General features: G+C 40.6%; 27 protein-coding genes. 19 read left to right on the top strand and 8 right to left on the bottom strand.

All coding sequences use genetic code 11. The features are described 5' to 3' along the window. Positions 1 to 18: 18 nt before the first annotated feature. The 6 genes from aroK to L5B83_RS11800 form a co-directional block, all read right to left on the bottom strand. Entirely contained in the window at positions 19 to 567 is a 549-nt protein-coding gene (aroK, locus tag L5B83_RS11775; protein WP_326938203.1) for a shikimate kinase AroK, read from the bottom strand. Positions 568 to 701: 134 nt separating this feature from the next. Continuing rightward, positions 702 to 2,114: a type IV pilus secretin PilQ gene (locus L5B83_RS11780; protein ID WP_265778647.1), complete on the bottom strand. Its 1,413-nt coding sequence runs from the start codon at positions 2,112 to 2,114 to the stop codon at positions 702 to 704. Between the two features lie 9 nt (positions 2,115 to 2,123). Further along, a complete protein-coding gene (locus L5B83_RS11785) occupies positions 2,124 to 2,489 on the bottom strand; it encodes a pilus assembly protein PilP (RefSeq protein ID WP_265778648.1) in 366 nt (121 codons plus the stop codon). Further along, positions 2,486 to 3,025, bottom strand: a complete 540-nt coding sequence (locus L5B83_RS11790; protein ID WP_250350919.1) for a hypothetical protein — start codon at positions 3,023 to 3,025, stop codon at positions 2,486 to 2,488. Before L5B83_RS11790 ends, L5B83_RS11785 begins: the two co-directional genes overlap by 4 nt. Continuing rightward, positions 3,006 to 3,530 (bottom strand): hypothetical protein, encoded by a 525-nt coding sequence (locus L5B83_RS11795; protein ID WP_265778649.1) that lies wholly within the window; start codon positions 3,528 to 3,530, stop codon positions 3,006 to 3,008. The genes L5B83_RS11790 and L5B83_RS11795 overlap by 20 nt, the downstream gene beginning before the upstream one ends. Beyond that, positions 3,520 to 4,308, bottom strand: coding sequence for a competence protein ComA (locus L5B83_RS11800; RefSeq protein ID WP_265778650.1), 789 nt, complete (start codon positions 4,306 to 4,308; stop codon positions 3,520 to 3,522). The genes L5B83_RS11795 and L5B83_RS11800 overlap by 11 nt, the downstream gene beginning before the upstream one ends. 157 nt (positions 4,309 to 4,465) lie before the next feature. On the opposite strand from L5B83_RS11800, the gene L5B83_RS11805 reads away from it, so the two are divergent. After that, positions 4,466 to 7,039, top strand: coding sequence for a penicillin-binding protein 1A (locus L5B83_RS11805; protein WP_265778651.1), 2,574 nt, complete (start codon positions 4,466 to 4,468; stop codon positions 7,037 to 7,039). 102 nt (positions 7,040 to 7,141) lie between these two features. Here L5B83_RS11805 and L5B83_RS11810 read toward each other — a convergent pair whose 3' ends face one another. Beyond that, the gene (locus L5B83_RS11810) at positions 7,142 to 7,774 is read right to left on the bottom strand and encodes an FKBP-type peptidyl-prolyl cis-trans isomerase (protein WP_265778652.1); all 633 of its coding nucleotides are present in this window, start codon (positions 7,772 to 7,774) and stop codon (positions 7,142 to 7,144) included. Positions 7,775 to 7,799: 25 nt separating this feature from the next. After that, complete coding sequence (gene asd / locus L5B83_RS11815) at positions 7,800 to 8,684, bottom strand: archaetidylserine decarboxylase (RefSeq protein WP_265778653.1); 885 nt, start codon at positions 8,682 to 8,684, stop codon at positions 7,800 to 7,802. Positions 8,685 to 9,456: 772 nt separating this feature from the next. Between asd and bioA the strand changes: the two genes are divergently transcribed. The 18 genes from bioA to hflC all read left to right on the top strand — a co-directional run bounded on the left by bioA (position 9,457) and on the right by hflC (position 26,077). Beyond that, the gene (bioA, locus tag L5B83_RS11820; protein WP_265778655.1) at positions 9,457 to 10,746 is read left to right on the top strand and encodes an adenosylmethionine--8-amino-7-oxononanoate transaminase; all 1,290 of its coding nucleotides are present in this window, start codon (positions 9,457 to 9,459) and stop codon (positions 10,744 to 10,746) included. Next, entirely contained in the window at positions 10,739 to 11,908 is a 1,170-nt protein-coding gene (gene bioF / locus L5B83_RS11825) for an 8-amino-7-oxononanoate synthase (protein ID WP_265778657.1), read from the top strand. The genes bioA and bioF overlap by 8 nt, the downstream gene beginning before the upstream one ends. Before the next feature lie 5 nt (positions 11,909 to 11,913). Then, positions 11,914 to 12,618 (top strand): DUF452 family protein, encoded by a 705-nt coding sequence (locus tag L5B83_RS11830; protein WP_265778658.1) that lies wholly within the window; start codon positions 11,914 to 11,916, stop codon positions 12,616 to 12,618. Beyond that, complete coding sequence (bioC, locus tag L5B83_RS11835; RefSeq protein WP_265778659.1) at positions 12,618 to 13,379, top strand: malonyl-ACP O-methyltransferase BioC; 762 nt, start codon at positions 12,618 to 12,620, stop codon at positions 13,377 to 13,379. The genes L5B83_RS11830 and bioC overlap by 1 nt, the downstream gene beginning before the upstream one ends. 10 nt (positions 13,380 to 13,389) lie before the next feature. Then, positions 13,390 to 14,037 (top strand): dethiobiotin synthase, encoded by a 648-nt coding sequence (bioD, locus tag L5B83_RS11840; protein ID WP_265778660.1) that lies wholly within the window; start codon positions 13,390 to 13,392, stop codon positions 14,035 to 14,037. Between the two features lie 83 nt (positions 14,038 to 14,120). Then, on the top strand, positions 14,121 to 14,645 hold the full coding sequence (gene yceD, locus L5B83_RS11845; protein ID WP_250364115.1) for a 23S rRNA accumulation protein YceD: 525 nt from the start codon (positions 14,121 to 14,123) through the stop codon (positions 14,643 to 14,645). Between the two features lie 17 nt (positions 14,646 to 14,662). After that, positions 14,663 to 14,833 carry a 50S ribosomal protein L32 gene (gene rpmF, locus L5B83_RS11850; protein WP_005544470.1) on the top strand — a complete coding sequence of 57 codons (171 nt, stop codon included), beginning with the start codon at positions 14,663 to 14,665 and terminating at the stop codon, positions 14,831 to 14,833. Positions 14,834 to 14,856: 23 nt separating this feature from the next. Beyond that, entirely contained in the window at positions 14,857 to 15,888 is a 1,032-nt protein-coding gene (plsX, locus tag L5B83_RS11855) for a phosphate acyltransferase PlsX (RefSeq protein WP_265778661.1), read from the top strand. A 141-nt stretch (positions 15,889 to 16,029) separates the two neighbouring features. Beyond that, a complete protein-coding gene (locus L5B83_RS11860) occupies positions 16,030 to 16,980 on the top strand; it encodes a beta-ketoacyl-ACP synthase III (protein WP_265778662.1) in 951 nt (316 codons plus the stop codon). Positions 16,981 to 17,027: 47 nt separating this feature from the next. Further along, positions 17,028 to 17,972 (top strand): ACP S-malonyltransferase, encoded by a 945-nt coding sequence (fabD, locus tag L5B83_RS11865; RefSeq protein WP_265762272.1) that lies wholly within the window; start codon positions 17,028 to 17,030, stop codon positions 17,970 to 17,972. 17 nt (positions 17,973 to 17,989) lie between these two features. Further along, the gene (gene fabG, locus L5B83_RS11870) at positions 17,990 to 18,718 is read left to right on the top strand and encodes a 3-oxoacyl-ACP reductase FabG (RefSeq protein ID WP_250364119.1); all 729 of its coding nucleotides are present in this window, start codon (positions 17,990 to 17,992) and stop codon (positions 18,716 to 18,718) included. A gap of 295 nt (positions 18,719 to 19,013) precedes the next feature. Continuing rightward, on the top strand, positions 19,014 to 19,244 hold the full coding sequence (acpP, locus tag L5B83_RS11875; RefSeq protein WP_005544465.1) for an acyl carrier protein: 231 nt from the start codon (positions 19,014 to 19,016) through the stop codon (positions 19,242 to 19,244). Positions 19,245 to 19,409: 165 nt separating this feature from the next. Continuing rightward, positions 19,410 to 20,744: an anaerobic C4-dicarboxylate transporter gene (locus tag L5B83_RS11880; RefSeq protein ID WP_265778663.1), complete on the top strand. Its 1,335-nt coding sequence runs from the start codon at positions 19,410 to 19,412 to the stop codon at positions 20,742 to 20,744. 147 nt (positions 20,745 to 20,891) lie between these two features. Next, positions 20,892 to 22,775, top strand: coding sequence for a molecular chaperone HtpG (htpG, locus tag L5B83_RS11885; protein ID WP_265778664.1), 1,884 nt, complete (start codon positions 20,892 to 20,894; stop codon positions 22,773 to 22,775). A gap of 70 nt (positions 22,776 to 22,845) precedes the next feature. Next, a complete protein-coding gene (locus L5B83_RS11890) occupies positions 22,846 to 23,109 on the top strand; it encodes a DUF5339 family protein (RefSeq protein WP_250350899.1) in 264 nt (87 codons plus the stop codon). Between the two features lie 30 nt (positions 23,110 to 23,139). Further along, positions 23,140 to 23,877, top strand: coding sequence for a 4'-phosphopantetheinyl transferase family protein (locus L5B83_RS11895; protein ID WP_265778665.1), 738 nt, complete (start codon positions 23,140 to 23,142; stop codon positions 23,875 to 23,877). 83 nt (positions 23,878 to 23,960) lie between these two features. After that, a complete protein-coding gene (hflK, locus tag L5B83_RS11900; protein ID WP_442780647.1) occupies positions 23,961 to 25,193 on the top strand; it encodes an FtsH protease activity modulator HflK in 1,233 nt (410 codons plus the stop codon). After that, the gene (gene hflC, locus L5B83_RS11905) at positions 25,193 to 26,077 is read left to right on the top strand and encodes a protease modulator HflC (RefSeq protein WP_265778667.1); all 885 of its coding nucleotides are present in this window, start codon (positions 25,193 to 25,195) and stop codon (positions 26,075 to 26,077) included. The genes hflK and hflC overlap by 1 nt, the downstream gene beginning before the upstream one ends. Positions 26,078 to 26,221 lie beyond the last annotated feature (144 nt).

Below are 26,221 nucleotides of genomic sequence, written 5' to 3' on the forward strand. Positions count from 1 at the left end.
TTTTTTCCTTTTGCTTAATTAGCCGTTGATATTTTCAATTAAATCAACGATTTGATTTGCCATTACTTTGGCACTTTGATCATCAGTGGGTAAGGTAATATCCGCCACTTCTTGATACAGCGGATTACGAATTTTTGAAAGTTCCTCAAGCACTTGGCGTGGATCTTCTACATCTTGTAGTAACGGACGTTTTTTATCGCGTTGCGTACGTTGAAATTGTTTTTCTACGGTGGTTTCTAAATAGATCACAATGCCACGCGCAGAAAGATGGTTGCGGTTTTCTTTTGACATTACCGCTCCGCCACCTGTGGAAAGCACAATGCCTTGTTTTTGTGTTAATTCATTAATAATACGTTCTTCGCGCTTGCGGAAACCTTCTTCGCCTTCAACATCAAAAATCCAGCTAATGTCAGCACCGGCACGTTGTTCAATTTCCGCATCGGTATCAATAAAATCCATTCCTAACATTTGCGCCAATTGACGACCAATAGTGCTTTTTCCCGCGCCCATTGGACCTACTAAGAAAATATTACGTTTTTCTGCCATTTCTCGTTGTTCTTCTTTAATAAAATTTAAAATAATTGATCTTAACGACAAATAAAAAGACAACCATAAAAAGAAATATGGTTGGAAAAGATCACCCAAAAAATAAGTGCGATTATCGCAATAAATGCCTACCTTTTTCAACCGTCAAAATAAATTTATTTGCGAGATTTGGACGAAATTTTCAAAGAAGATGGCGAAGTGCGGTGATTTTTTGGTGGATTTTTCACCGCACTTGGTTTTTCTGCGCGTTGCCCTTTTTTGATCAAATGTGGTGTAACGAAAATAACCAGTTCCCGTTTTTGATGACGTTCCACTTCTTTACTGAATAAACGTTTAATTACGGGAATATCACCTAGCACAGGCACTTTATCTAAGGCTTTGGTAATGGTGTCGTGGAAAATACCCCCTAACACAATGGTTTCCCCATCTTGGGCAAAGACTTGCGTGTTAATTTCTTGCTTATCAATGGCAATCACTTCGTTTTCACCGTAAGCAACACGCCGCCCCGGCGCATTTTGACTGACGACTAAATCCAGTAAAATGCCGTTATCTTTTGATAAATGAGGGGTAACGTCTAATCCTAGCACGGCTTCGCGAAACTCAATGGTCTGGCTATCATTTTTACTATTATTCACCACATAAGGGATTTCCGTCCCTTGCTTGATGCTAGCGCTTTTCTTATTCGTTGTAAGCAAACTTGGGCTAGCGATGATTTCCACGCTATTTTCGCGCTCCAACGCAGTTAATTCTAAATCAAGCAATCGTCCATTAATTTTGGCAATTTGCAGTGCCACTGAGCCGGCGGGCGTATTCGTGGTGGCAAAATTCACATTAAGATTATCCGTAATATTGGTAAAGCCATTCGCATTCAGACTACCACTCACTTTATGGCTTGCCTCTGTCGGCGTGAAAATCCCCCAACGCACGCCAAGTTCTTTCAGGCTTTCATCGCTAATGGTAACAATACGCGCTTCAATAGCGATTTGCTCAATGGGTTTATCCATTTCCGTTACTATCCCTTTAATTTGTTTCAATATTGCTTTTTCATCTTTAATGATCAAGAGGTTGCTACGATCGTCAAAGCTTATACTGCCATTTGCAGAAAGCAATGAACCACTGCCTGAAGTCAGTGTTTTCATCATTTCAGAAGCTTTAGCATAGTGTAATTTTATCGTCATTGTGGATAGCGAGGGCAACACGGGGGCGCTCATTTCGGGCAATGTATCGACAAATTCAATGGGAAGGGGATTGGCACTTTCTGATGAAGAATGTGGTGTGGCTTTGCTCAAATAATAAACGCCATTTTCCTGCCAAAATTGGAGTTGTTTAATTTTAGCCACCACTTGCAGAAATTGCGCAAGCGTTGTTTGTTGCAGTTGTAACGAAATCGAGCCTTGCAATTCATCATCGATCACTAAATTCACGTTTTGTTGTGCCGCGAGTTGTTGCACGGTATGTACCAAAGGGGCTTGCTGTAAGCGAATTGAAAAGGTTTCATCGGTTTTTTCGCTTGCTGAGGCAAGCAATGAAAAACTCAGAAAAAATGCACCGCACTTTAATAATCGCATTTTTCTCTCCTAAAAGGTTAGATAAACAACTTGTGATTGCGTACAGTCAAAAAGTGTAATTTGCTGTGGTGAGATTTCCGTAATCTGTAATCTTTCTTGAGCGATCACATCTTGGTTTTTAACAAAGATAATTTGTTGATGTTGATGACTAAAAATGGCGTTGAAATGTTCTGGTAACTGAATAATGCCGACTAACTTAAGTTGCTGGAAAGAGGAATTTTCCGCTAAGACTTTTTGATGACTAGGGCAGTGTGCAGAATTTGCTTGATTGATAACTTTCGTTTGTGTTTTACGTTGAGTATGATCAAAGGGATCCTGTGCTTGCGCAGAAAAAAAGGCATTGAACAGGATCAAAAAAAGAAACGATTTTTTCATTGCTTATCCTTATATAAAGAAAGTTTAAAGCGAACCTCAGTGATGAGTGAACGTTGTGAGAATGGATTTTCTTGTGTTTTGTAAATGTGAAGTTGTAATACATTGAGCTGTGGCGTGCGATCTAAAAGTGCGGTCAAAAATTGGCGTAAATGCTCAAATTTGCCAGCCAACTGCATTGTTAAATAAGGGGCTTGGTAAAAATGCCACTGGCTATTTTTGACTTGTAATTGAAAATCCTGTGGGCGTAGTGCTTGGTTTATTTCAGCGATATCGCGTGTGAGTTCGGGGGTAAAGGAGCGTTGTTTACTTTGCTGTAATGAACTTAAAATTTGTTTTTGATGATCCAAATCTTGCGTTAATTGCACAATTTGACGTGCGGTTTGCGCATTTTGCTGTTGGGCTTGCTGATATTCGATCACCAAGAAAAATAACGGCAAAAAGGTGCAAATGAGCAATATGGCATATTGCTTGAAGGCGGAAAGTTGGGCGAACTTGCCAAGTAAATTATGCGGATTGTTAAAAAGTAGCATCGTCATCTTGTTCATTGCTTAATTGAAATTCAAACGTCAGTTGTGAACCCGTGGGCTGAAATTGGGTAAGTTGTGAGTGGTTAAATTGTTCTAATTGCGTAATACGTTGCTGTAATTGTTCAAATTCTTGCTGATTTTCCGTAAAACCGCTGAGTAATAATTTTTGTTGTGTCAGTGACACTTCATTTAATTCCCCTTGTTGCAAAGGAAGCGCCGCAAGCCAGTTTAAAAATTGAAGAATGCTTTGTGCTGGCAAAGGTTGTTGTTCTTGTTGAGAAACATAGTTTTGCCTTAACGCATTAATTTGTTCAATGGTTTCGGCTAAACGCTGTGAGAGGCTTTCATATTGCTCATTTTTTTGTGGTGCGATGGCTTGCTCTGCGTGCAAAACGTGGCGCATCATAATCTGACCAGCAAGGCTAATGGCTAAGCAAATGCCTGCCCGAATCAGCAATTTTTTTACATTCTTATGATGAGTCGCCAATCGCCACGGTAGTAAATTAATCGCCATTCCCTGCTCCTTCTTGTTGCCATAACGCATTACCTAACGCGATAAAAGGCAAATGGGTTTCGACGGTCTGCCATTGGCTAGGTAAGGGTTGGGCTTGTACATCACCGCAATAGACATAAATTTGTTCAGGCTGAAAGGAATAACGTTGGCAGAACATTTCAGCAAGTGCGGGGAGATTTTTATCAATATGTTGCATAAATTGCATTGCGGGCGCGTTGGGTTGAATGGCAAAGGTGTATTGCTCATCTTGGTAAAGAAAAAGTACCTGACTTTCCGTGCCAATCCCCGTCAGGTAGTGAAATGCTCGGATAATAGCGTGAATACAGCAATCCAGCACTTGAATGGGCAAAGGGGCGTAAGCGTTTAGATAATCCAAGGCGGTTTGTTTTTTTATCGCAACAATACTCAGTTTCACGCCCTGTTTGAGCGTTTCTAATTGATAATCAAACCAAATTTCTTCAATAGGAAGAGGCAAGGCTTGTGAGAATAAAAATCGGCATTGTTGCTCACATTCTGCGGCCGTTAAAATTTGTGGTAATAACAGAGTTTGTATCCACGTGTATTGTGGTGAGATTGCGGTAATAAACCTCATTGTTTTCAAGGAATGGCGACTTGATGATGGCATATGTCGCGCAAGCTGTGGTAACGAAATTGGTGAGGATAGCGTGCAACACTGCACTTGATTGGTTTCATCAAACCAAACACATTGGTAATTTTCGCCCTTTTTCCATACACCCACTTGTTGTTTTTGTGCGGCGCAATGCGTTATTTTCCTCATTCTTTCTACCTAATATTCATTTTAAATGCACTTTTAGCTTTGGATTTCTTTGACTAAACTTTATACTTACGTTTTAAGGAAGTAGTTAAGCTAAAATTTCGGGTTTTAGTTTTTCTGATTTTTTTCAATTTTGCACGAATGAAGAGAGAATTTTACGATGCGGATCGCAAAATTAATTTTAAGTAGCTTGCTGACAATCATTATTTTAGGCTGTGTTGTCGCAGGAATTTTTTATGTTCAATTAAAATCAAGCTTGCCGAGTGTAGATTCCCTAAAAACGGTGGAATTACAACAGCCGATGCAGATTTATACGGCTGATGGCAAGCTCATTGGTGAAGTGGGAGAACAGCGCCGTATTCCTGTGAAACTGAATGAAGTGCCAAAAAAATTAATTGATGCCGTATTGGCAACAGAAGATAGCCGTTTTTATGAACATCACGGTTTAGACCCTGTGGGGATTGCGCGTGCAATTAGTGTCGCGGTGATGAAAGGGGGGGCTTCCCAAGGTGCAAGTACTATTACTCAACAGCTTGCACGAAATTTCTTTTTAACGCCAGAAAAAAACATCGTGCGTAAAGCAAAAGAAGCCATTTTGGCGATCGAAATTGAAAACACCCTAAGCAAAGATGAAATTTTGGCGCTTTATCTGAATAAGATTTATCTTGGCTACCGTGCTTATGGTGTTGCTGCGGCGGCAAAAACCTATTTCGGCAAATCGCTCGATCAACTTACTTTGTCAGAAATGGCGGTCATTGCAGGATTACCAAAAGCGCCCTCCACAATGAATCCTCTCTATTCGCTTAAACGAGCCACCGCACGCCGAAACGTGGTGCTTGGACGAATGTTAGAGATGAAATATATCAACCAAGCAGAATATGATGAAGCGATTAACGAACCGATTGTGGCAAGCTATCACGGCGCACAATTAGATTTTAAAGCGGATTATGTTACTGAAATGGTTCGTCAAGAAATGGTGAAACGCTTTGGTGAAGAAAATGCCTATACCAGCGGCTATAAAGTTTATACGACGGTGCTTTCTGCTGATCAGGCAGAAGCACAAAAAGCAGTGCGTGATAATTTGCTCGCCTATGATATGCGTCACGGTTATCGTGGTGCAACGGTGTTATGGAAAAAAGAGGAAAGCGCGTGGGACGAAGATAAAATTATCGACGCCCTAAAAAAATTACCTGATTCAGCCCCTCTCGTACCTGCTGCGGTATTGGAAAATAGTAAAGCTGGCACAAAAGTGTTATTAGACGATGGCAGCAGCCTAACCCTTTCGCCAAACGCAATGCGCTGGGCGGGTAAAAAACAGCCAAAAGCAGGTGAACAAATTTGGTTGCGCCAACGTGGTAATGGAGAATGGCAACTTTCCCAACTCCCAGAAGTCAATTCCGCGTTGGTTTCTCTCAATAGTGATAATGGCGCGATTGAAGCATTAGTCGGTGGCTTTAGCTTTGAACAAAGCAAATTTAACCGTGCCACTCAATCTTTAGTGCAAGTGGGATCATCTATCAAACCTTTTATCTATGCAGCCGCCTTAGAAAAAGGGCTAACCTTATCAAGTGTGCTACAAGATTCCCCGATCGTGATCAAAAAACCGGGGCAAAACGTGTGGACACCGAAGAATTCACCAAACCGCTATGATGGGCCAATGCGCTTGCGCGTGGGGCTAGGGCAATCCAAAAATATGATTGCGATCCGAGCAATCCAAATGGCAGGCATTGAGTTTACTGCGGATTTCCTACAACGCTTTGGTTTCCAACGCGATCAATATTTTGCCAGTGAAGCCTTGGCTTTAGGTGCAGCGTCATTCACCCCACTTGAAATGGCGCGTGCTTATGCCGTGTTTGATAATGGGGGGTTCTTGGTAAATCCTTACCTTATCGAAAAAATCCTAGATAATAACGGCAAAGAACTGTTTATTGCGAACCCACAAATTGCGTGTGTAAGCTGTGATAATATTCCTGTGATTTATGGGGAAACTGAAAAATTAGATGGTTTTAAAAACCTTGATTTAGAAAAACCAGATAATTTAGCCGCCACGGATAGCAGCACCAATGGTGAAGAACTAGATCAAGATGAGCAGCCTAACGATATTCCAGAACTTGATCGTCAAAATAAAAAGTTAGATGAAAATGCACTTGATTTTATGGCACAAGATAAAAAAGCTAATGCCCAAGTGCAGTATGCCCCTCGCGTCATTAGTGGTGAACTGGCGTTCTTAATTCGTAGTGCGTTGAACACCGCAATTTATGGTGAACAAGGCTTAGGTTGGAAAGGAACCAGCTGGCGAATGGCAAATCAAATTAAGCGTTCGGATATTGGCGGAAAAACAGGGACTACCAATAATTCAAAAGTGGCTTGGTATGCTGGTTTTGGGGCAAATATCACCACGGCGGTTTATGTTGGCTTTGATGATAATAAACGTAATTTAGGAAAAGGCGAAGCTGGCGCACAAACAGCAATGCCTGCGTGGATTGATTATATGAAAACAAGCTTGAAAGATGTACCTGAGCGCATTCTTCCACTTCCACAAAATATTATAGAAGCACGTATTGATACGGAATCTGGATTGCTTTCTAATGGCGATGGGCGTAACGAATATTTTATTAAAGGCACAGAACCCAAACGTACTTATGTGAAAGAACGTGGCTATTATGTGTCACCTGAATTATTAGAGCGTTTAAATGGTGGAGTGAAATCCTCTGAACAACAAGAACTATTCTAGTAGTGAGTGCATAAAAACAAAGTGCGGTTGTTTTTCCACGCATTTTTCTAATTGAAAAAAAGACCTAGCCATTAGCTAGGTCTTTTTTACGGAGAAGATCAATTAAAGAATATCTAACAATTCCACTTCAAAAACAAGGGTGCTAAATGGTGGGATTGACGCACCAGCACCGCGTTCACCGTAGGCAAGGTTGTGTGGAATAGTGAGTTTCCATTTTGAGCCTACTGGCATCATTGAAAGGGCTTCAACCCAACCTGCAATCACACCACTTACAGGGAATTCCGCCGGCTGACCGCGTTGTACAGAGCTGTCAAAAACAGTGCCATCAGTAAGGGTACCTGTGTAATGAACGCGTACTTGATCTTGTTTACTTGGGATCTTGCCATTGCCTTCAATTAAGATTTCATATTGTAAGCCTGAATCTGTTACTTGCACGCCCTCTTTTTTGGCATTTTCCGCAAGATAGGCTTTGCCTGCTTCTTCAATTTGTTTGAATTGTGCTTTCGCCGCCTCGGCAGCTTGTTGTTGAAGTTGTTGTAAGGCTTGAGTTACTTCGTTTAAATCAATTGCAGGTGGATTTTGATTTAACACATCGAAAATCCCTTTGGCAACGGCTTCAGGCTTAACCGCTAATTTACTTTCTACTAATTGTTGACCGATTTGTAAACCGATACCATAGCTACCTTTTGCTGAGATATCATCTAAAGAGACTTGATTAAAAAATTGTTCTGACATTGTTTTTTCCTTTTTATTAAATAAATTACTGTTTGTAGGCTAAGACTTCACCCATATGGACTGGTGTATCAACGGCTAATTGCTCGGCTAATTTCACTTGATTTTGTTGGAATAAGTTAATTACCGTAGAACCAAGTTGGAAAGCCCCCATTTCTTGTCCTTTGTGCAGTTTTACCGCATTTTCACCCTCATAGGTCCAAACTTTCACTTCATTTGAGCGTGGAGGATTAATAATGCCAGCCCATTGCGTGCTAATGCTCGCCGTGATGGTCGCACCAACTAAAATTTGTACCATTTGCCCAAACTCTGTATCAAAAAGACAAATGACACGCTCATTACGTGCAAATAGATTTGGTATATGCTCGGCTAAAAATGGATTTACTGAAAAAAGCGCACCCGGAACATAAATCATTTTGCGTAATGTACCATCACAAGGCATATGTACACGGTGATAATCTCTCGGTGAAAGATAGATAGTGGCGAATTCACCATTTTTAAAGGTCTGGACTAATTCGTCATCATTCGCTAATAGATCCTCTAAATGAAAATTATGCCCTTTAGCTTGTAATAAACGATTGTCGTCAATGTGTCCTAATTGGCTGATTCTGCCGTCCGCAGGTAAACAAAGTGCGGTAGAATTTTCATCAATTTTTCTTGCACCTTCTGCTAAGGGACGGATAAAAAATTCATTGAACGTCGCATAATCATTAAAGTGAGGTTTTGCGGCCTCTTGCATATTGACTTGATATTTTTTAGCAAATAATTTGATGACAAAATGGGTAACAACTCCCCAGCGTTGTTTAGCAAACCAACCCGCAAGTTGAGTTAAATAAAGCTGCGGCATCAGATATTGAAATGCCACTTTTGCACGTTGCCAATAAGTTAAAGGCATTTGCGTTTTTACTGTCATAACGTTTTCCTTTGTTAAAATGGAAAGGGGATTATATCAACTTATCCTACTTGTGCAATGATATGCAGAATTTGCCTTGATTTCTCGTGGGAATAGGGGTAGTGTTCATTTTCGATTATATGTCTGTAGGGGCAGATTTATGTGTCTGCCCGAAACATTAATGATTATACGGATGGACACATAGGTCCGTCCCTACAGAAAAATGATACGAGATGCGGGCGAATACATCGTTTTCTAGAATAGGTTGGAATAATAGATTAAAAATAGTAATGTTCGTTCTCTATTATAATTGGTGTAGGGGCAGACTCGTGTGTCTGCCCGAAACATTAATGATTACGGACGGACACACAGGTCCGTCCCTACAGAAAAATGATATGAAATACAGGCGAATATATCGTTTTCTAGAATAGGTTGGAATAATAGATTAAAAATAGTAATGTTCGTCCTCTATTATAATTGGTGTAGGGGTAGACCTATGTGTCTGCCCGAAACATTAATGATTATACGGACGGACACATAGGTCCGTCCCTACAGAAAAATGATATGAGATACGGGCGAATACATCGTTCCCCCTAAAATTTTCTGGAATAATAGATTAAAAATAGTAATGTTCCTCCTCTATTATAATTGGTGTAGGGGCAGACCTATGTGTCTGCCCGAAAAATTAATGATTATACGGACGGACACACAGGTCCGTCCCTACAGAAAAATGATATGAAATACGGGCGAGTACATCGTTCCCCCTAAAATTTGCTGGAATAATAGGATAAAAATGCAAGAACAATCCCTTCTTAATATTGATAAAAATCATATCTGGCATCCTTATTCATCAATAAATAGCGATGCGCCTATTTTTGCGGTGGAACGTGCTGACGGGGTGGAAATCACATTAAAAAATGGCAACACCTTGATTGATGGAATGTCCTCTTGGTGGGCGGCATTACACGGTTATAATCACCCCAAATTGAATCAAGCGGCGAAAGCCCAGTTAGACAAAATGAGCCATATTATGTTTGGCGGATTGACTCACGATCCTGCGGGAGAATTAGCACAACGCTTGGTGAAATTATTGCCTGAAGGACTGGATAAAATTTTTTTTGCAGATAGTGGTTCTGTCGCGGTTGAAGTCGCGATGAAAATGGCGGTGCAATATCAGCAAGCAAAAGGTGAAACTGGACGATATAAATTTGCCACGATACGTTCGGGCTATCACGGCGATACTTGGCACGCAATGTCAGTGTGTGATCCTGTTACGGGAATGCACAGCCTGTTCGCTAAAGGCTTGCCCGTGCAATATTTTTTACCGCAACCTAAAACTCCCTTTGATGGACAATGGCAAGAAGCGGATATTCAACCGCTTAAAGCGTTACTTGCAGAAAAGAGCGGTGAAATTGCTGCCTTAATTTTAGAGCCGATTGTACAAGGCGCTGGCGGAATGTATTTTTATTCGCCCACCTATTTAGAAAAAGCACGGGCGTTGTGTGATGAATATGGCGTATTGCTGATTTTTGATGAAATCGCCACAGGATTTGGACGCACGGGCAAGCTGTTTGCCACCGACTATACTGCCATTAAACCGGATATTATGTGCTTAGGCAAAGCCTTAACGGGCGGTTATTTAACACTTTCTGCAACGGTAACCACCGCGCATATTGCACAAACCATTTGTGATGGCGAAGCAAAATGCTTTATGCACGGGCCAACGTTTATGGGGAATCCACTTGCTTGCGCCATTGCCAGTGCATCCATTGATTTATTATTAGAAAGTGATTGGCAAGGCAAGGTTAAAGCCATTGAACAACAATTAAAAACAGAGCTTGCGGTAGCGAAAGATTTTCAATCGGTGAAAGACGTTCGTGTATTAGGGGCCATTGGGGTGTTAGAAATGAAATCCCCTGTGGATTTAGCCGTATTACAGCCAAAATTTGTTGAAAAAGGCATTTGGTTACGTCCTTTTGGGCATTTGGTGTATATTATGCCACCTTTTATTATTTCGCCAACGCAACTTAGCCAGCTCACGCAAGGCTTATTGTCTGTAGTTAAAGAGGTTTACAATGAATAATCATCTCGCTGATTTTGCACAAACCTTGGCTGAACTCAAGGCGGCTGGGCAGTTTCGTCAGCTTCCGCAGTTAGATCATCAAGGCAAAATGATCGAAAAAGATGGGCGCTTAATGCTCAATATGTCTTCTAATGATTATTTAGGTCTTGCCAATGATGAGGCATTAAAAACCGAATTTTTACAAAAATACGGCGAAAAATTACCGCACTTTACTTCTTCATCTTCCCGTTTATTAACGGGATCTTTTGCGGTTTATCAACAATTAGAAAGTCTAATGGCGCGATGTTTTGGGCGAGAGGCGTGCTTACTGTTTAATAGTGGCTATCACGCTAACATCGGTATTTTGCCTGCGGTGGCGAATAAAAAAACGTTAATTTTAGCGGATAAACTGGTTCACGCCAGTATTATTGATGGCATTCGTTTGAGTGAAGCGGATTTTGTACGCTATCGACATAATGATTTTACCCATTTAGAAACCCTATTAGGTAAGCATCAGAACCAATATCAACGAATGATCATTGTTACCGAAAGTGTATTTAGTATGGACGGTGATGTGGTGGATTTGCCTCAGCTCGTGGCTCTCAAGCAACGCTTTGGCAATGTCTTATTATATGTGGACGAAGCCCACGCTATTGGTGCTTACGGCAAAACAGGGCTAGGTATCGCTGAACAGCAAGGCTGTATTCAAGAGATTGATTTTTTAGTTGGCACTTTTGGTAAGGCTTTAGCTTCAATGGGCGCTTATGTGGTGTGCGATGAATTGATTAAAGCATATTTAATAAATAAAATGCGACCATTGATTTTTTCTACTGCTCTGCCTCCGCTGTGTGTAGCGTGGACGACATTTTTATTTGAAAAACTTCCGCACTTTACCCAACGACGCCAGCATTTACAAAAGTTAAGTGAAAAAGTGCGGTCGTTTTTTGAGCAGAATTTGGCCCAGTCTCTTGTTAGTGAAAGCTGTATCATTCCTTATATTATTGGCGATAATGAAAAAACAGTGGTAACGGCACTTGCGTTACAAGAGCAAGGCTATTATTGTTTGCCAATCCGACCACCTACAGTGCCTAAAGGCACATCGCGTATTCGCTTATCTTTAACCGCAGATATGACAGAACAAGACGTGAACGCTTTTCTCACAACCTTAGTAAAATTTGAGTAATAACAATGCAAACAGAATTGATCAAAGGCGCAGAACATAGCCCGAATTTAATCCTCTATTTTGCCGGTTGGGGAACGCCAGCCAGCGCCGTTTCTCACTTGGTGTTACCAGAAAAAACGGATTTATTACTGTGCTATGACTATCAAGATCTGAATTTTCATTTTGATCTTTCTCATTATGCACAGATCCGAGTCGTGGCTTGGTCAATGGGCGTGTGGGTGGCAAATCAAGTGCTAGGACAAATGCCTCTTACGAGTGCCACCGCAATAAACGGCACAGGCAAACCTTGTGATGATATAATGGGCATTCCGCAAGCCGTATTTATCGGTACACTGGAACAGCTAGATGAACGCCATTTAGCGAAATTTCAACGCAGAATGTGCGGTGATAGCGCTACATTTGAGCAATATTGTCAATTAGAAGGACAACGTGATTGGCAACAAGTGCGGTCAGAATTAGGCGAACTTTATCAATATATTCAACAGGATAAGGGAGACACTATTGATTGGACACGCGCCATTATTGGTGAGAGAGATCGCATTTTTCCTAGTCCGAATCAGCGTGTTTATTGGCAAACTTATATGAGTGAAAAGACAGGCAATACCGCACAACCGAGTGCGGTGCAAAATTCCACAGAATTTGTCTTGCAAACAATGCCATTGCCTCACTATCCCTTTGCACAATTTCACACTTGGACTGAGTTATTTTAATGAACGTGGTGGATAAATCTCGTGTTGCGCAATGCTTTAGCCAAGCTTTACACAGCTACGACAGTCAAGCTAAAGCACAACAGCAAATTAATCAACAACTGTTGCAACTTTTATTGCAAACGGGTCGCACTACGTTTTCACAGGTGTTAGAAATTGGTTGTGGAACAGGGCATTTTAGCCAACTTTTGGCACAACATTTACAAGTAAAATCTTGGGCGTTTAACGATTTATGTGATGTAAAAAATCAACTTGATACATTATTCCCACAAGATAATTTTGTTTTTTATCAAGGAGATGGAGAAATTTATCCCTTTCCTACCGATTATGATCTGATCGCTTCAGCATCAGCAGTACAATGGTTTGCCGATCCGCAAGCGTTCGTCAATAAATGTGCCGATTTATTACGTGAAAAAGGCATTTTGCTTATTAGCACTTTTGCACCGAAAAATTTAGCAGAAATTCGTGCTTTGACGGGAATTGGTTTGGACTATCCTGATCTATCGCAGTGGCAACAATGGTTGAGTGCTAGATTTGAAATCAAAGCGCTGTTTGAGCAAGCGATTCCGCTTTATTTTGCTAGTCCGTTGGCGGTCTTGCAACATCTCAAAGTGACTGGTGTAACAGCGACAGGACAAGGGGGCTGGACAAAAGGGCGCTTACAACAATTTATTGCAGATTACAACGCGCAATATCAAAATACGCAAGGGCAAGTGCGGTTGAATTATCAGCCACTTTTTATTTTGGCAGAAAAATTAACGTAAGAGGAATAAAATGGCAGGGCAAGTATTATTCATCTCTGGGATTGATACGGATGTGGGCAAAACCATTGCTACAGGTTGGTATGCGAAAAAGCTCGCTGACCAAGGGGCTTCTGTGATTACGCAGAAAATGATCCAAACGGGCTGTGAAGACGTTTCAGAAGACATCATACAGCATCGTAAATTACAAGGCATAGGCTTATTGCCAGAAGATAAGCAAGGGCTGACTTGTCCTTATTTATTTTCTTACCCTTGTTCGCCGCATTTAGCAGCACAGCTAGAAAATCGAAAAATTTCTACCGCACTTATCCGTCAAGCCACAGATGAACTAGCAAGCCGTTATGATTATGTTTTACTGGAAGGTGCTGGGGGCTTGTGTGTGCCTTATGATGATCAACATACCACATTGGATTATATTGCCCAGCAACAATATCCCCTTATCCTTGTTACTTCAGGGAAATTAGGTAGCATTAATCACACCTTACTCAGCTTGTTAGCCTGTAAACAGTATCATATTGAAGTAAAAGGATTAATTTATAATCGCTATCCATTAGGTGATGAAATGATTAACAAGGAAACGGCACAATATTTGCAAAATTATTTGCAAAAACATTTTCCGCAAGCGGAATTTCTCTCTTTAGAAAAATTAACGTCAATCTGATAAAAAGGAAATTTGGCTTTTTCACATAAAAAATTATAATTTCCTTTGACTATTTGCACATCAAAAGGTAATATTCACGCCCTATGCAAAAGGTAAAATTACCCCTTACAACTGATCCAGTAAGAGATGCGCAACGTAGGTTGGATTATGATGGTTATTATGCGATCAAGCAACTTTGCCGTCTGGCTGAATCAGTAGATAAAGTGCTCAGCGATGCACAGGTAACATTATCATTTTTCATTGATCCACAAAAATTAGTTGTTATGAAGGGCAACGCACGCGTTGAGGTGGCACTTACTTGTCAGCGCTGTGGAGAACCTTTTAATCAGCTTTTAGAAACTGAATTTGCATATAGCCCTGTTTCTCATTTGGATCAAGCTGATGCGTTACCAGACATTTATGAACCAATAGAACTTAACGAATTTGGTGAAATAGATTTATTGGCAACGATTGAAGATGAACTTATGTTATGTCTGCCGATTGTGCCGATGCATTCATCTGAACACTGTGAAGTGTCCGTGGCTGAACAGGTTTTTGGAACATTGCCTGAAGAGTTGGCAAAAAAACCGAACCCGTTCGCTGTATTAGCTAGTTTAAAGCAAAAGTAAATTTAGGAGTATAGCCAATGGCTGTTCAACAAAATAAAAAATCTCGTTCACGTCGTGATATGCGTCGTTCACATGATGCCTTAACTACTGCTGCAGTATCAGTAGATAAAGCAAGTGGCGAAACTCATTTACGTCATCACGTTACCGCTGACGGTTATTACCGTGGCCGTAAAGTGATCAACAAGTAATTCCTTTTCTATAAGGTATTGACTTGAGCCGTCTAACCCTTGCGTTAGATGTGATGGGCGGGGACATTGGTCCCCGTGTTACTATCCCCGCATCAATAAAAGCGTTGGAGCAAGATCCAATGCTTTCTGTTTTATTATTTGGCGATAGCCAACAAATTCTTCCTTTATTAGAAAACCTCTCTTCATCTTTGCAAGAACGAATTAAAGTTTGCCACTGCACTAAGGTTATTGATAATAGCCAAGATTTATCTTATGCCTTGCGTCATAGTAAAGGGACGTCAATGCGTTTAGCCATTGAGGCCGTGCAGAAAGGTGAGGCACAGGCTTGTGTCAGTGCAGGGAATACTGGGGCATTAATGGGCTTAGCAAAAATTTTATTGCAACCGCTTAAAGGAATCGAGCGCCCAGCACTCGTTTCACTTATTCCTACGATTAATGGCGATCGCAGTGTGATGTTAGATTTAGGGGCAAATATTGATTGTTCTGCACAGAATCTTTATCAGTTTGCCTTAATGGGTGCAATTTTTGCGGAAAGTTGTCTTGGATTGGTTTATCCCCGTATTGCGTTATTGAATATTGGTATTGAAGAAATTAAAGGGCATAAGTCTATTCGTGAGGCCGCCACCCTGTTGAAGCAAAATCCGGCGTTAAATTATATCGGATTTATTGAAGGGGATTTATTACTTAATGGTAAAGCAGATGTTATCGTAAATGATGGTTTTGCGGGTAATATTGCGCTCAAAACCTTAGAGGGTGCAGCGAAGAATGTGATTTCTTTATTCAAAGGGCATTCAACATTGAATAAAACAAATCATATTTGTAAATTTATTGGGCGTTGGTTCGTCAAAACTTTTTTATTAAAAGGAAGTTTTCAGCGATTAAGACAAATTAATCCTGATCAATATAACGGTGCAACCTTAATCGGTTTAACTGCCGTGGTTGTAAAAAGCCACGGTAGTGCAAATATTGATGGTTTTGCTTATGCAATCCTTGATGCCGCACAGCAAGCAAGGTATAACCTTCCAGAAAAAATTTTGGCAGGGTTAGAAAAGTAATCTCGGAGATGATTATTCTGTCAAGCTGATAGGATAAACGGTGTTTTAGTAAAAATGTGCAAAAAACAGACCGCACTTTTAATACACTTTTTTTTTCAGCGGGCTTTCCTCGTTAGTGAACATTAATTATTTGAAATTATTATGTATAGTAGAATTTTAGCCACTGGTAGCTATGCACCAGAGCAAGTGAGAACAAATGCGGATTTAGAAAAAATGGTGGATACCTCGGACGAATGGATTACGACTCGTTCAGGTATTAAAGAACGTCGCATAGCTGGTGAGAATGAAACTGTTGCAACAATGGGCGCAGCAGCAGCAAAAAATGCTTTGGCAATGGCAAATCTTGATCCACAAGAAATTGATCTGATTGTGGTGGGGACAACGACAAATTCTCATTCTTATCCAAGTGCCGCCTGTCAAATACAAGGCTTATTAGGAATTAAAGATGCGATTGCATTTGATGTCGCAGCAGCTTGTACAGGCTTTATTTATGCGCTTTCTGTTGCTGATCAATTTGTGCGTAACGGACAGGTAAAAAAAGCCTTGGTGCTTGGTGCAGATCTAAATTCTCGCCATCTTGATGAAACAGATCGTAGTACTGTGGTGCTATTCGGTGATGGGGCAGGGGCTGTGATTTTGGAAGCAAGCGAAAAAGCGGGAATTATTTCTACCCATCTACACGCTTCACCAGATACAGAAGATATGCTCGTCTTACCGCAGGCGCAACGTGGTAATGAGCAGTCTGGTTATATTTCAATGCAAGGCAATGCGACCTTTAAACTAGCAGTAAGTCAATTATCTAACGTGGTGGAAGAAACCCTTTCTTTCAATAACTTAGGTAAAAAAGATCTGGATTGGTTAGTGCCACATCAAGCAAACTTACGCATTATTAGTGCCACCGCGAAAAAACTAGAAATGGATATGGCACAAGTGGTTATTACCCTTGATCGCTATGGTAATACCAGTGCCGCAACCGTTCCTACCGCGCTAGATGAAGCAGTGCGCGATGGGCGTATTCAGCGCGGTCAATTACTTTTATTAGAAGCCTTTGGTGGTGGTTGGACTTGGGGATCAGCCTTAGTTCGTTTTTAACTTTATCTGCTAGAATAGCAACTCAATTTCAAAAATAGGATATAAGAATGAAAAAATTTGCAATGGTTTTCCCCGGACAAGGATCACAAACAGTGGGAATGTTAGCGGAATTAGCTGAGCAATTTCCTGTTGTAGAACAAACCTTTAAGCAAGCTTCAGAGGTACTTGGCTATGATTTATGGCAATTAGTCCAACAAGGACCCGCTGAAGAATTAAATAAAACGTGGCAAACTCAACCCGCTCTTTTAGCGGCATCTGTTGCAATTTATCGAGTATGGCAACAGCAATATCCACAGTTAGTGCCTGCTGTTATGGCGGGGCATAGCTTAGGTGAATATTCAGCCTTAGTCTGTGCTGGCGTAATTGATTTTCAAGATGCTATCCAATTAGTTGAGTTACGTGGAAAATTAATGCAGCAAGCCGTGCCAGAGGGAACTGGGGCAATGTATGCCATTATTGGCTTAGATAATGAATCAATCATTAAAGCCTGTAAAGAGGCAGAGCAGGGTGAAGTGGTTTCAGCGGTGAACTTTAATTCACCGGGACAAGTGGTAATTGCCGGTGCAAAAGCTGCAGTAGAACGAGCCGCAGCGGCTTGTAAAGAAGCGGGCGCAAAACGTGCTTTACCACTTGCAGTAAGCGTACCATCTCATTGTGCATTAATGAAACCCGCCGCCGATCAATTAGCAGTCTCTTTAGAAAGCATTGCCATCAAAACGCCTGAAATTGCGGTGATTAACAATGTTGATGTAAAAGCAGAAGAAAAAAGTCACGAAATTCGCACCGCACTTGTTCGCCAGCTATATAGCCCTGTACGTTGGACTGAAAGCGTAGAAGCAATGGCACAGAATGGCATTGAAGTATTACTTGAAATCGGACCGAATAAAGTATTAACAGGATTAACGAGTCGTATTGTGAAAGAATTAACGGCTGTTGCGGTAAATGATCTTGCCTCATTAGAAAAGGCGCACACTTTATTAACTGAAGCCTAAAAATTAGGAGAAACATTATGCAAGGTAAAATTGCGTTAGTAACAGGAGCAACCCGTGGCATTGGTCGTGCAATTGCCGAAGAGTTAAGTGCTAAAGGTGCTTTTGTGATTGGTACAGCGACCTCTGAAAAAGGAGCGGAAAGTATTTCAGCTTACTTAGGTGAGAAAGGTAAAGGTTTAGTTTTAAATGTTGCAGATCAGCAATCTATTGAAGATGTATTAGCGAAAATTAAAGCAGACTTTGGTGATATTGATATTCTTGTTAATAACGCTGGGATCACCCGTGATAACCTATTAATGAGAATGAAAGAGGAAGAATGGTTTGATATTTTACAAACTAACCTTACTTCTGTATTCCATCTTTCTAAGGCGATGCTACGCTCAATGATGAAAAAACGTTTTGGGCGTATTATTACTATCGGTTCTGTGGTTGGTTCAATGGGTAACCCCGGACAATCAAATTATTGCGCGGCAAAAGCGGGGCTTATCGGCTTTAGTAAAGCATTAGCAAAAGAAGTGGCTTCCCGTGGCATTACGGTTAATGTTGTTGCGCCCGGCTTTATTGCAACAGATATGACCGATGCGTTAACCGAAGAACAAAAAGCAGCGACGTTGGCTAACGTGCCGGCTGGGCGTTTAGGCGAGCCAAAAGATATTGCCAAGGCAGTGGCTTTTTTAGCCTCTGATGATGCTGGCTATATTACAGGAACCACATTACACGTTAATGGCGGTATGTATATGGCTTAAGATAGAAATATTTCGTGGAGGTATTCCATTAAATTTGTTTGATCTATCTTGAATTTAACGCAATTTATCGAATGAAAACATAGCCAAAAACTAGCCTTAATGCTAGAATCATTGGTAGCGATGTAAATTATTTACGTTGGCTGTTGCGTTAGCAGAGTAAGCTAACGTATTTTAACAAGTGTATTTTCATTAAGAATTTGTGGTTTGACCTTGTAAAAAGAGGTTGCAACTTAGCAAAAAATAAATACACTATAAAACCATTATTTTATGGCTAACTATAAATAGGAAAAAGCAAATGAGCATTGAAGAACGCGTAAAAAAAATCATTGTTGAACAATTAGGTGTTAAAGAAGAAGATGTAAAACCAGAAGCTTCATTCGTTGAAGATTTAGGTGCTGACTCTTTAGATACTGTTGAATTAGTAATGGCTTTAGAAGAAGAATTTGATATTGAAATTCCGGATGAAGAAGCAGAAAAAATTACGACAGTTCAATCTGCAATTGATTACGTTCAAAACAATCAATAATTATAGTTAAGGCGGTTTTTAAACCGCCTTAATTTTTTCTCTTTTCTGTAAAATTTGATTTAGATAGCCTTTTCATTAAATAATTTCTCTTCCCATATTGTAGAAAATAGTAAATAAAGTATTATTGTGAGTAGAATTTTTTATAACTCATTTTAGGGATAGACTATGCTTTATTTAGAATTTTTATTTCTACTTTTAATGCTTTATATCGGTAGCCGTTATGGCGGGATTGGTCTTGGTGTTGTTTCAGGAATAGGTCTTGCCATTGAGGTTTTTGTATTACGAATGCCCGTAGGGAAAGCGCCTATCAGTGTAATGCTAATCATCTTAGCGGTTGTTACTTGTGCTTCCGTATTAGAAGCCGCGGGTGGGTTAAAATTTATGTTACAAGTGGCAGAGCGAATTTTGCGTAATAACCCTAAGCGCGTTACGTTACTTGGGCCAATCGTTACTTATTTGATGACCTTTATGCTTGGTACAGGTCATTCCGTGTATTCTATTATGCCTATTATTGGTGATGTTGCGCTAAAAAATAAAATTCGTCCAGAAAGACCAATGGCTGCAGCCTCTGTTGCCTCTCAGTTAGCGATTACATCAAGCCCACTTTCTGCGGCAGTGGTATATTATCTAGGTAAAATTACGGAATTACCGGGATTTGAGCATATTAGTTTATTGGATATTATTTGTGTTACTGTTCCTGCTACGTTTGCCGGTACGATTGCACTTGCATTATATAGTATGCGTCGTGGTAAAGAATTAGAACAAGATCCAGAATATCAACGCCGTTTACAAGATCCTATTTGGCGTGAACGTATTTTAAATACAACAAGCACCACGTTGAATGAAGAATTACCACCCGCAGCGAAACAGTCTGTTTATCTTTTCATTCTTTCACTTATTGTCATTGTTTGTATCGCAATGTTCCCAGAAGTACGTACCCTCGGCGAGGGGACAAAAGCCATTTCAATGTCTATCATTATTCAAATGATGATGCTATGTTTCGGTGGGATTATTCTCTTAGTAACAAAAACCAACCCGCAAATTGTGCCTAATGGTGTGGTATTTAAATCAGGAATGGTTGCGGCAATTGCGATTTTTGGGATTGCGTGGATGAGTGATACATATTTCCAATATGCTATGCCACAATTTAAAGCGGGCATTACTGAAATGGTAAAAGCCTACCCTTGGACATTTGCTTTCGCCTTGTTTGCTGTTTCTGTTGTGATTAACAGTCAAGCCGCTACGGCAGTAATGATGTTGCCTGTTGGTATTGGTTTAGGCTTACCAGCACCGCTACTGGTTGGTTTGATGCCAGCAACTTACGGTTATTTCTTCATTCCAAATTATCCGTCAGATATTGCAACCGTGAACTTTGACGTAACAGGAACAACCAAAATTGGTAAATACTATTTCAATCACAGCTTTATGATGCCGGGCTTAATTGGCGTGGTTGTCGCTTGTATGGTTGGTTATGTCATCGCAGAAATTGTGATTAGATAATTGATTTCATAAATAAAAAAGTGCGGTGGTTTTTCACCGCATTTTTATTGTGTAGAAATGCTTAAACTTTCATCGAATAAAACCTCACCCATTGAAATTCCTTCATTTATTCTTATATAAGATCCCATTAAAAAGAGAGGATACAATATGAACAAAAATCAAGAAACCCGTGGATTTCAGTCTGAAGTTAAACAATTGCTTCAATTAATGATCCACTCACTTTATTCTAATAAAGAAATCTTTTTACGTGAGCTAATTTCAAATGCCTCTGATGCAGTGGACAAATTGCGCTTTAAAGCCCTTTCTGCTCCTGAACTGTATGAGGGCGAAGGTGATTTAAAAGTACGTATCAGCTTTAATGAGGAAAAAGGCACGATCACCATTAGCGATAATGGCATTGGAATGACACGCGAGCAAGTTATCGACCATTTAGGTACAATTGCCAAATCAGGTACGAAAGAATTTTTGAGCGCACTGGGTGCAGATCAAGCTAAAGATAGCCAGCTTATTGGGCAGTTTGGTGTGGGGTTCTATTCGGCCTTTATTGTGGCGGATAAAGTTACGGTGAAAACCCGTGCCGCGGGCGTGCCTGCCGATCAAGGCGTGTTGTGGGAATCTACTGGTGAAGGTGAATATACCGTTGAAAATATTGAGAAAAAAGATCGTGGCACCGAGATTACTTTACACTTACGCGAGGAAGATAAAGGCTTTGCCAATGCGTGGCGTTTGCGTGAAATCATCAGCAAATATTCTGATCATATCGGCTTGCCAGTAGAAATTTTAACGCAAGAATATGACGATGAAGGCAAAGAAACGGGCGTAAAATGGGAAAAAATTAACAAAGCACAAGCACTTTGGACGCGTTCAAAAGGCGATATTTCTGATGAGGAATATAAGGAATTTTATAAGCATTTAAGCCACGACTTTGCTGATCCGCTTTTATGGGCGCACAATAAAGTGGAAGGTAATCAAGAATATACTAGCCTGCTTTACGTGCCATCTAAAGCCCCTTGGGATCTGTTCAACCGTGATCATAAACAAGGCTTGAAGCTCTATGTGCAACGTGTATTTATTATGGACGATGCAGAACAATTTATGCCGAACTATCTGCGTTTTATGCGTGGTTTAATTGACAGCAATGATTTACCGCTTAACGTATCTCGCGAAATTTTGCAAGATAACAAAGTTACCGCCGCCTTGCGTAAAGCGCTCACCAAGCGTTCATTACAACTGTTAGAAAAATTAGCGAAAGACAACCCAGAGCAATATTTACAATTCTGGAAAGAATTTGGTTTGGTGTTAAAAGAAGGGGTTGCAGAAGATTTTGCTAATCGTGAGCAAATTGCACGCTTATATCGTTTTGCTTCAACACATAATGATAGCAACGACCAAACCGTTTCTTTAGATGATTATGTTTCACGAATGAAAGAAGGGCAAAAAGCCATTTATTACATCACCGCAGATAGCTATATTGCTGCGAAAAATAGCCCGCACTTAGAGCTATTTAATAAGAAAGGCATTGAAGTCTTATTGCTTTCTGATCGTATTGATGAATGGATGCTTAGCTATCTCACTGAATTTGATGGCAAACCATTGCAACCAATCACAAAATCCGATCTCGATTTAGGTGATTTGGCTGACCAAGAACAGGAAGAGCAAAAAGCCCAAGATCAAGCCTTTGGGTCTTTTATTGAACGAGTAACCACCTTATTAGGAGATCGCGTAAAATCGGTGCGTTTAACCCATCGTTTAACAGACACCCCTGCTGTGGTATCAACGGACAATGATCAGATGACTACCCAAATGGCAAAATTGTTTGCGATGAGTGGTCAGCCTGTACCTGAAGTGAAATATACGTTCGAGTTAAACCCAGAGCATCATTTAGTGAAAAAAGTCGCTGATATGGCAGATGAAGAACAATTTGCAAATTGGATTGAGCTACTGCTTGAGCAAGCAATGTTTGCGGAACGTGGTTCATTAGAAAACCCAACGGCATTCATTAAACGTGTAAATGAGTTGTTATCTAAATAAATTCGGTTAGAATAGAAGCGTTGTCTCAAATGCGGCAACGCTTATTTTTTGACTTATAAAAAGGAATGGTATGAAAAAATTTATTGTCGTTATCAGCTTATTGCTATCTGCGTGTAGTTCAGTATTGAATATCAGTCAATCGGATAAATTAGTGAACAGTTGCCAAACCTATTTCAATATTTTAGATGAGAATGTTGCTACCTCCACGTTACCTGCGGAAACCTTGCAGGCATTGCAACAAGATTTTGCGCAATATCGCAAAGCATTTACTCAACTTTCAGCCGAGAAACAAGCGCAATTCTGCCGTGCGCGTTTAGCACGTTTTCAGCATTAATTTTCTTTCCCTGCGTAACAAGGAGCATCAATGAGCGTTTTTATTGCGTGGGGAAATATTCATCAGTCTTATCCTTTCGAGCAGATTCCAACAGCATTACTCACGCCAAAATTGCGTCAAACACCGCCTGAACAATCGCGTTTGCTGCAACGTTATCGTTGCCGTTGGGTGGCGCATTTTTTATTATGGGAGTTATTAAAAACAGCAAAAATTTCCACCGCACTTTTATCTCAGATTGCTTACAGCCAAAGCCAGAGACCTTATTTTCCTGACCCCACGATTGATTTTAATATTAGCCATTCGGGAGATTGGGTGGCGGTGATGCTAAGCGTGAATGAAAAAGCAAGCCAAAAGCAAAGTGCGGTAGGAATTGATATTGAATTTCCGCAAAAAGCCCGAGATTATACTGCCTTGCTTGGCTATTTTGCCTCTGAACAAGAACAGCAATGGTTTGCCAAACAGCCCGATAAAAAAAACGCCTTTTATCGTATTTGGTGTTTGCGTGAAGCACTGCTGAAATCTCAAGGGGTTGGCATTGTAAAATTGTCTGAAGTGGATCACCAAGCAGATGATTTGCAATTATTTTCTGCGCATTGCCCACAAGGGGAAGCCATATTCACGCAAGAATTGCCCTTTTATTTATCCGCTTTTGCTAATGAAACGCTTGCCGCCGCGCATTATTTCTATTGGAATGACAAAGGGTTGAAACAAATCGAATTAAAGCAAAAAATTGGCTATAAAGTAAACCCCACTTTAACGGATTTTTGAAAGGAAAGGGAATGAGAAAGGGGGGCAATCCGCCCTAGACTTCACGATATATTTTGTTTAGACTGATAACAATTTTTTGACAAATGGAGAAAAAAATGTCCTTAAATGGTTCAGAGCAAGATCCTTGGGGAAAACCGGGGAATAACCCAAATCAATCGGATAACAAAGCCAATCCGAATGACCAATGGGATAAGCGCAATAAGCAAGAACAATCCCCACCTGACCTTGAAGAAGTCTTTAGTAATTTATTGAAAAAACTTGGTGGTGGTCAAAATGGTGGTAACCATCACGGCGGTAAAGGGGCGTCTTTTGGCTTAGGTAAATTATTACCTATTGCCGCGGTGATTGGGGCAATTGTTTGGGGCGTGAGTGGGTTTTATACCGTGAAAGAAGCGGAACGAGGTGTTGTGCTACGCTTTGGTGAATTGGAAAAAATCGTCCAACCGGGTTTGAACTGGAAACCGACTTTCGTGGATAAAGTCATTCCTGTCAATGTAGAACAAGTGAAAGAATTGAAAACTCAAGGTGCAATGCTTACCCGCGATGAAAATATGGTGAAAGTAGAAATGACCGTACAATATCGCGTGAGTGATCCAGCGAAATATTTATTCAGCGTGACCAATGCAGACGATAGCTTAAACCAAGCTACAGACAGTGCCTTGCGTTATGTGATCGGACATATGTCAATGGATGATATTTTAACCACAGGGCGTTCAATTGTGCGTGAAGACACTTGGAAAGCCTTGAATGGCATTATTCAGCCTTATGATATGGGACTAGAAGTGCTTGATGTAAACTTCCAATCAGCCCGTCCGCCAGAAGAAGTCAAAGCGGCGTTTGATGATGCGATTAAAGCACAAGAAGATGAACAGCGCTACATTCGTGAAGCTGAAGCTTATGCCCGTGAGCAAGAACCCATCGCACGTGGTAATGCGCAACGTATTATCGAAGAAGCTACTGCCTATAAAGATCAAGTGGTGTTAAATGCGCAAGGGGAAGTAGAACGTTTCCAACGTCTCTTACCTGAATTTAAAGCAGCACCGCAATTATTGCGTGATCGCTTATATATTCAAACGATGGAAAAAGTGATGGCAAACACACCGAAAGTCTTGCTAGATAGTAACAGCAATAATTTAAGTGTGTTGCCGTTGGATAAAATTTTATCGCAAAAAAATAGCGAAAAAAGCACCGCACCTAATTCATCAAATTCACAAAGTGCGGTGAAAAATCAGGAAATTTATTCCGATACTCGCCGTTTTTCCAACAGTGAGAACGATCAACAATCATCTGAAAACCGCCAAGGGAGATTTAACTAATGCGTAAAATTTTAACCCCTATTTTACTGGTATTGCTCGCGGTGATTTATTTTAGCCTTGTGATTGTTGATGAAGGCACGCGTGGCATTATGTTGCGTTTCGGCAAGGTTCATCGTGATTCAGACAATAAAGTGGTTGTCTATGAACCGGGTTTACATTTCAAAATCCCCTTTATTGATTCAATGAAAGTGTTAGATGCCCGCATTCGCACCCTTGATGGTGCGCCAGATCGCTTTGTTACCGTTGAGAAAAAAGATCTTTTAGTGGATTCTTATGTGAAATGGCGAATCAGTGATTTCGGCCGTTTCTTCACTGCAACAGGTGGCGGTGATTATACACAAGCCTCTAATTTACTACGCCGTAAAGTGAATGACCGTTTACGTTCTGAAGTGGGTTCACGCACCATTAAAGACATTGTATCAGGCACACGTGGCGAATTAATGGTTGGCGCACGCAAGGCCTTGAATACAGGGCAAGATAGCACCTCAGAATTAGGTATCGAAGTAGTAGATGTGCGGGTAAAACAAATCAATCTACCTGATGAAGTGTCTTCCTCAATTTACCAACGTATGCGTGCGGAGCGTGATGCAGTGGCTCGTGAGCATCGTTCACAAGGTAAAGAAAAAGCTGCCTTTATTCAGGCTGATGTAGATCGTAAAGTTACCGTTATTTTAGCCACAGCCAATAAAACAGCACAAGAATTACGAGGCAATGGCGATGCGACAGCCGCTAAATTATATGCTGATGCTTTCGCACAAGAACCTGAATTTTACAGCTTTGTGCGTAGTATGAAAGCCTACGAAAAAAGTTTTGCAGAATCAAACAATATGATGATTCTCAAACCAGACAGCGACTTCTTCCGCTTTATGCAAGCGCCGAAATAATCCAATTTGCACCTTAATCAATAGGTTAAGGTGCATTACTTAAGATTTCCTTTCTTTTCTTCCTATTCTTCTCCTCTTACAAAAACTTTACAAAAAAATTATTTTTGTGAAGTAGATCGCTTTTTAAATCGGTTTTTTATGCTA

This window comes from Avibacterium sp. 21-599 (assembly GCF_026226765.1).
In the GTDB taxonomy this organism is placed as follows: Bacteria; Pseudomonadota; Gammaproteobacteria; order Enterobacterales; family Pasteurellaceae; genus Avibacterium.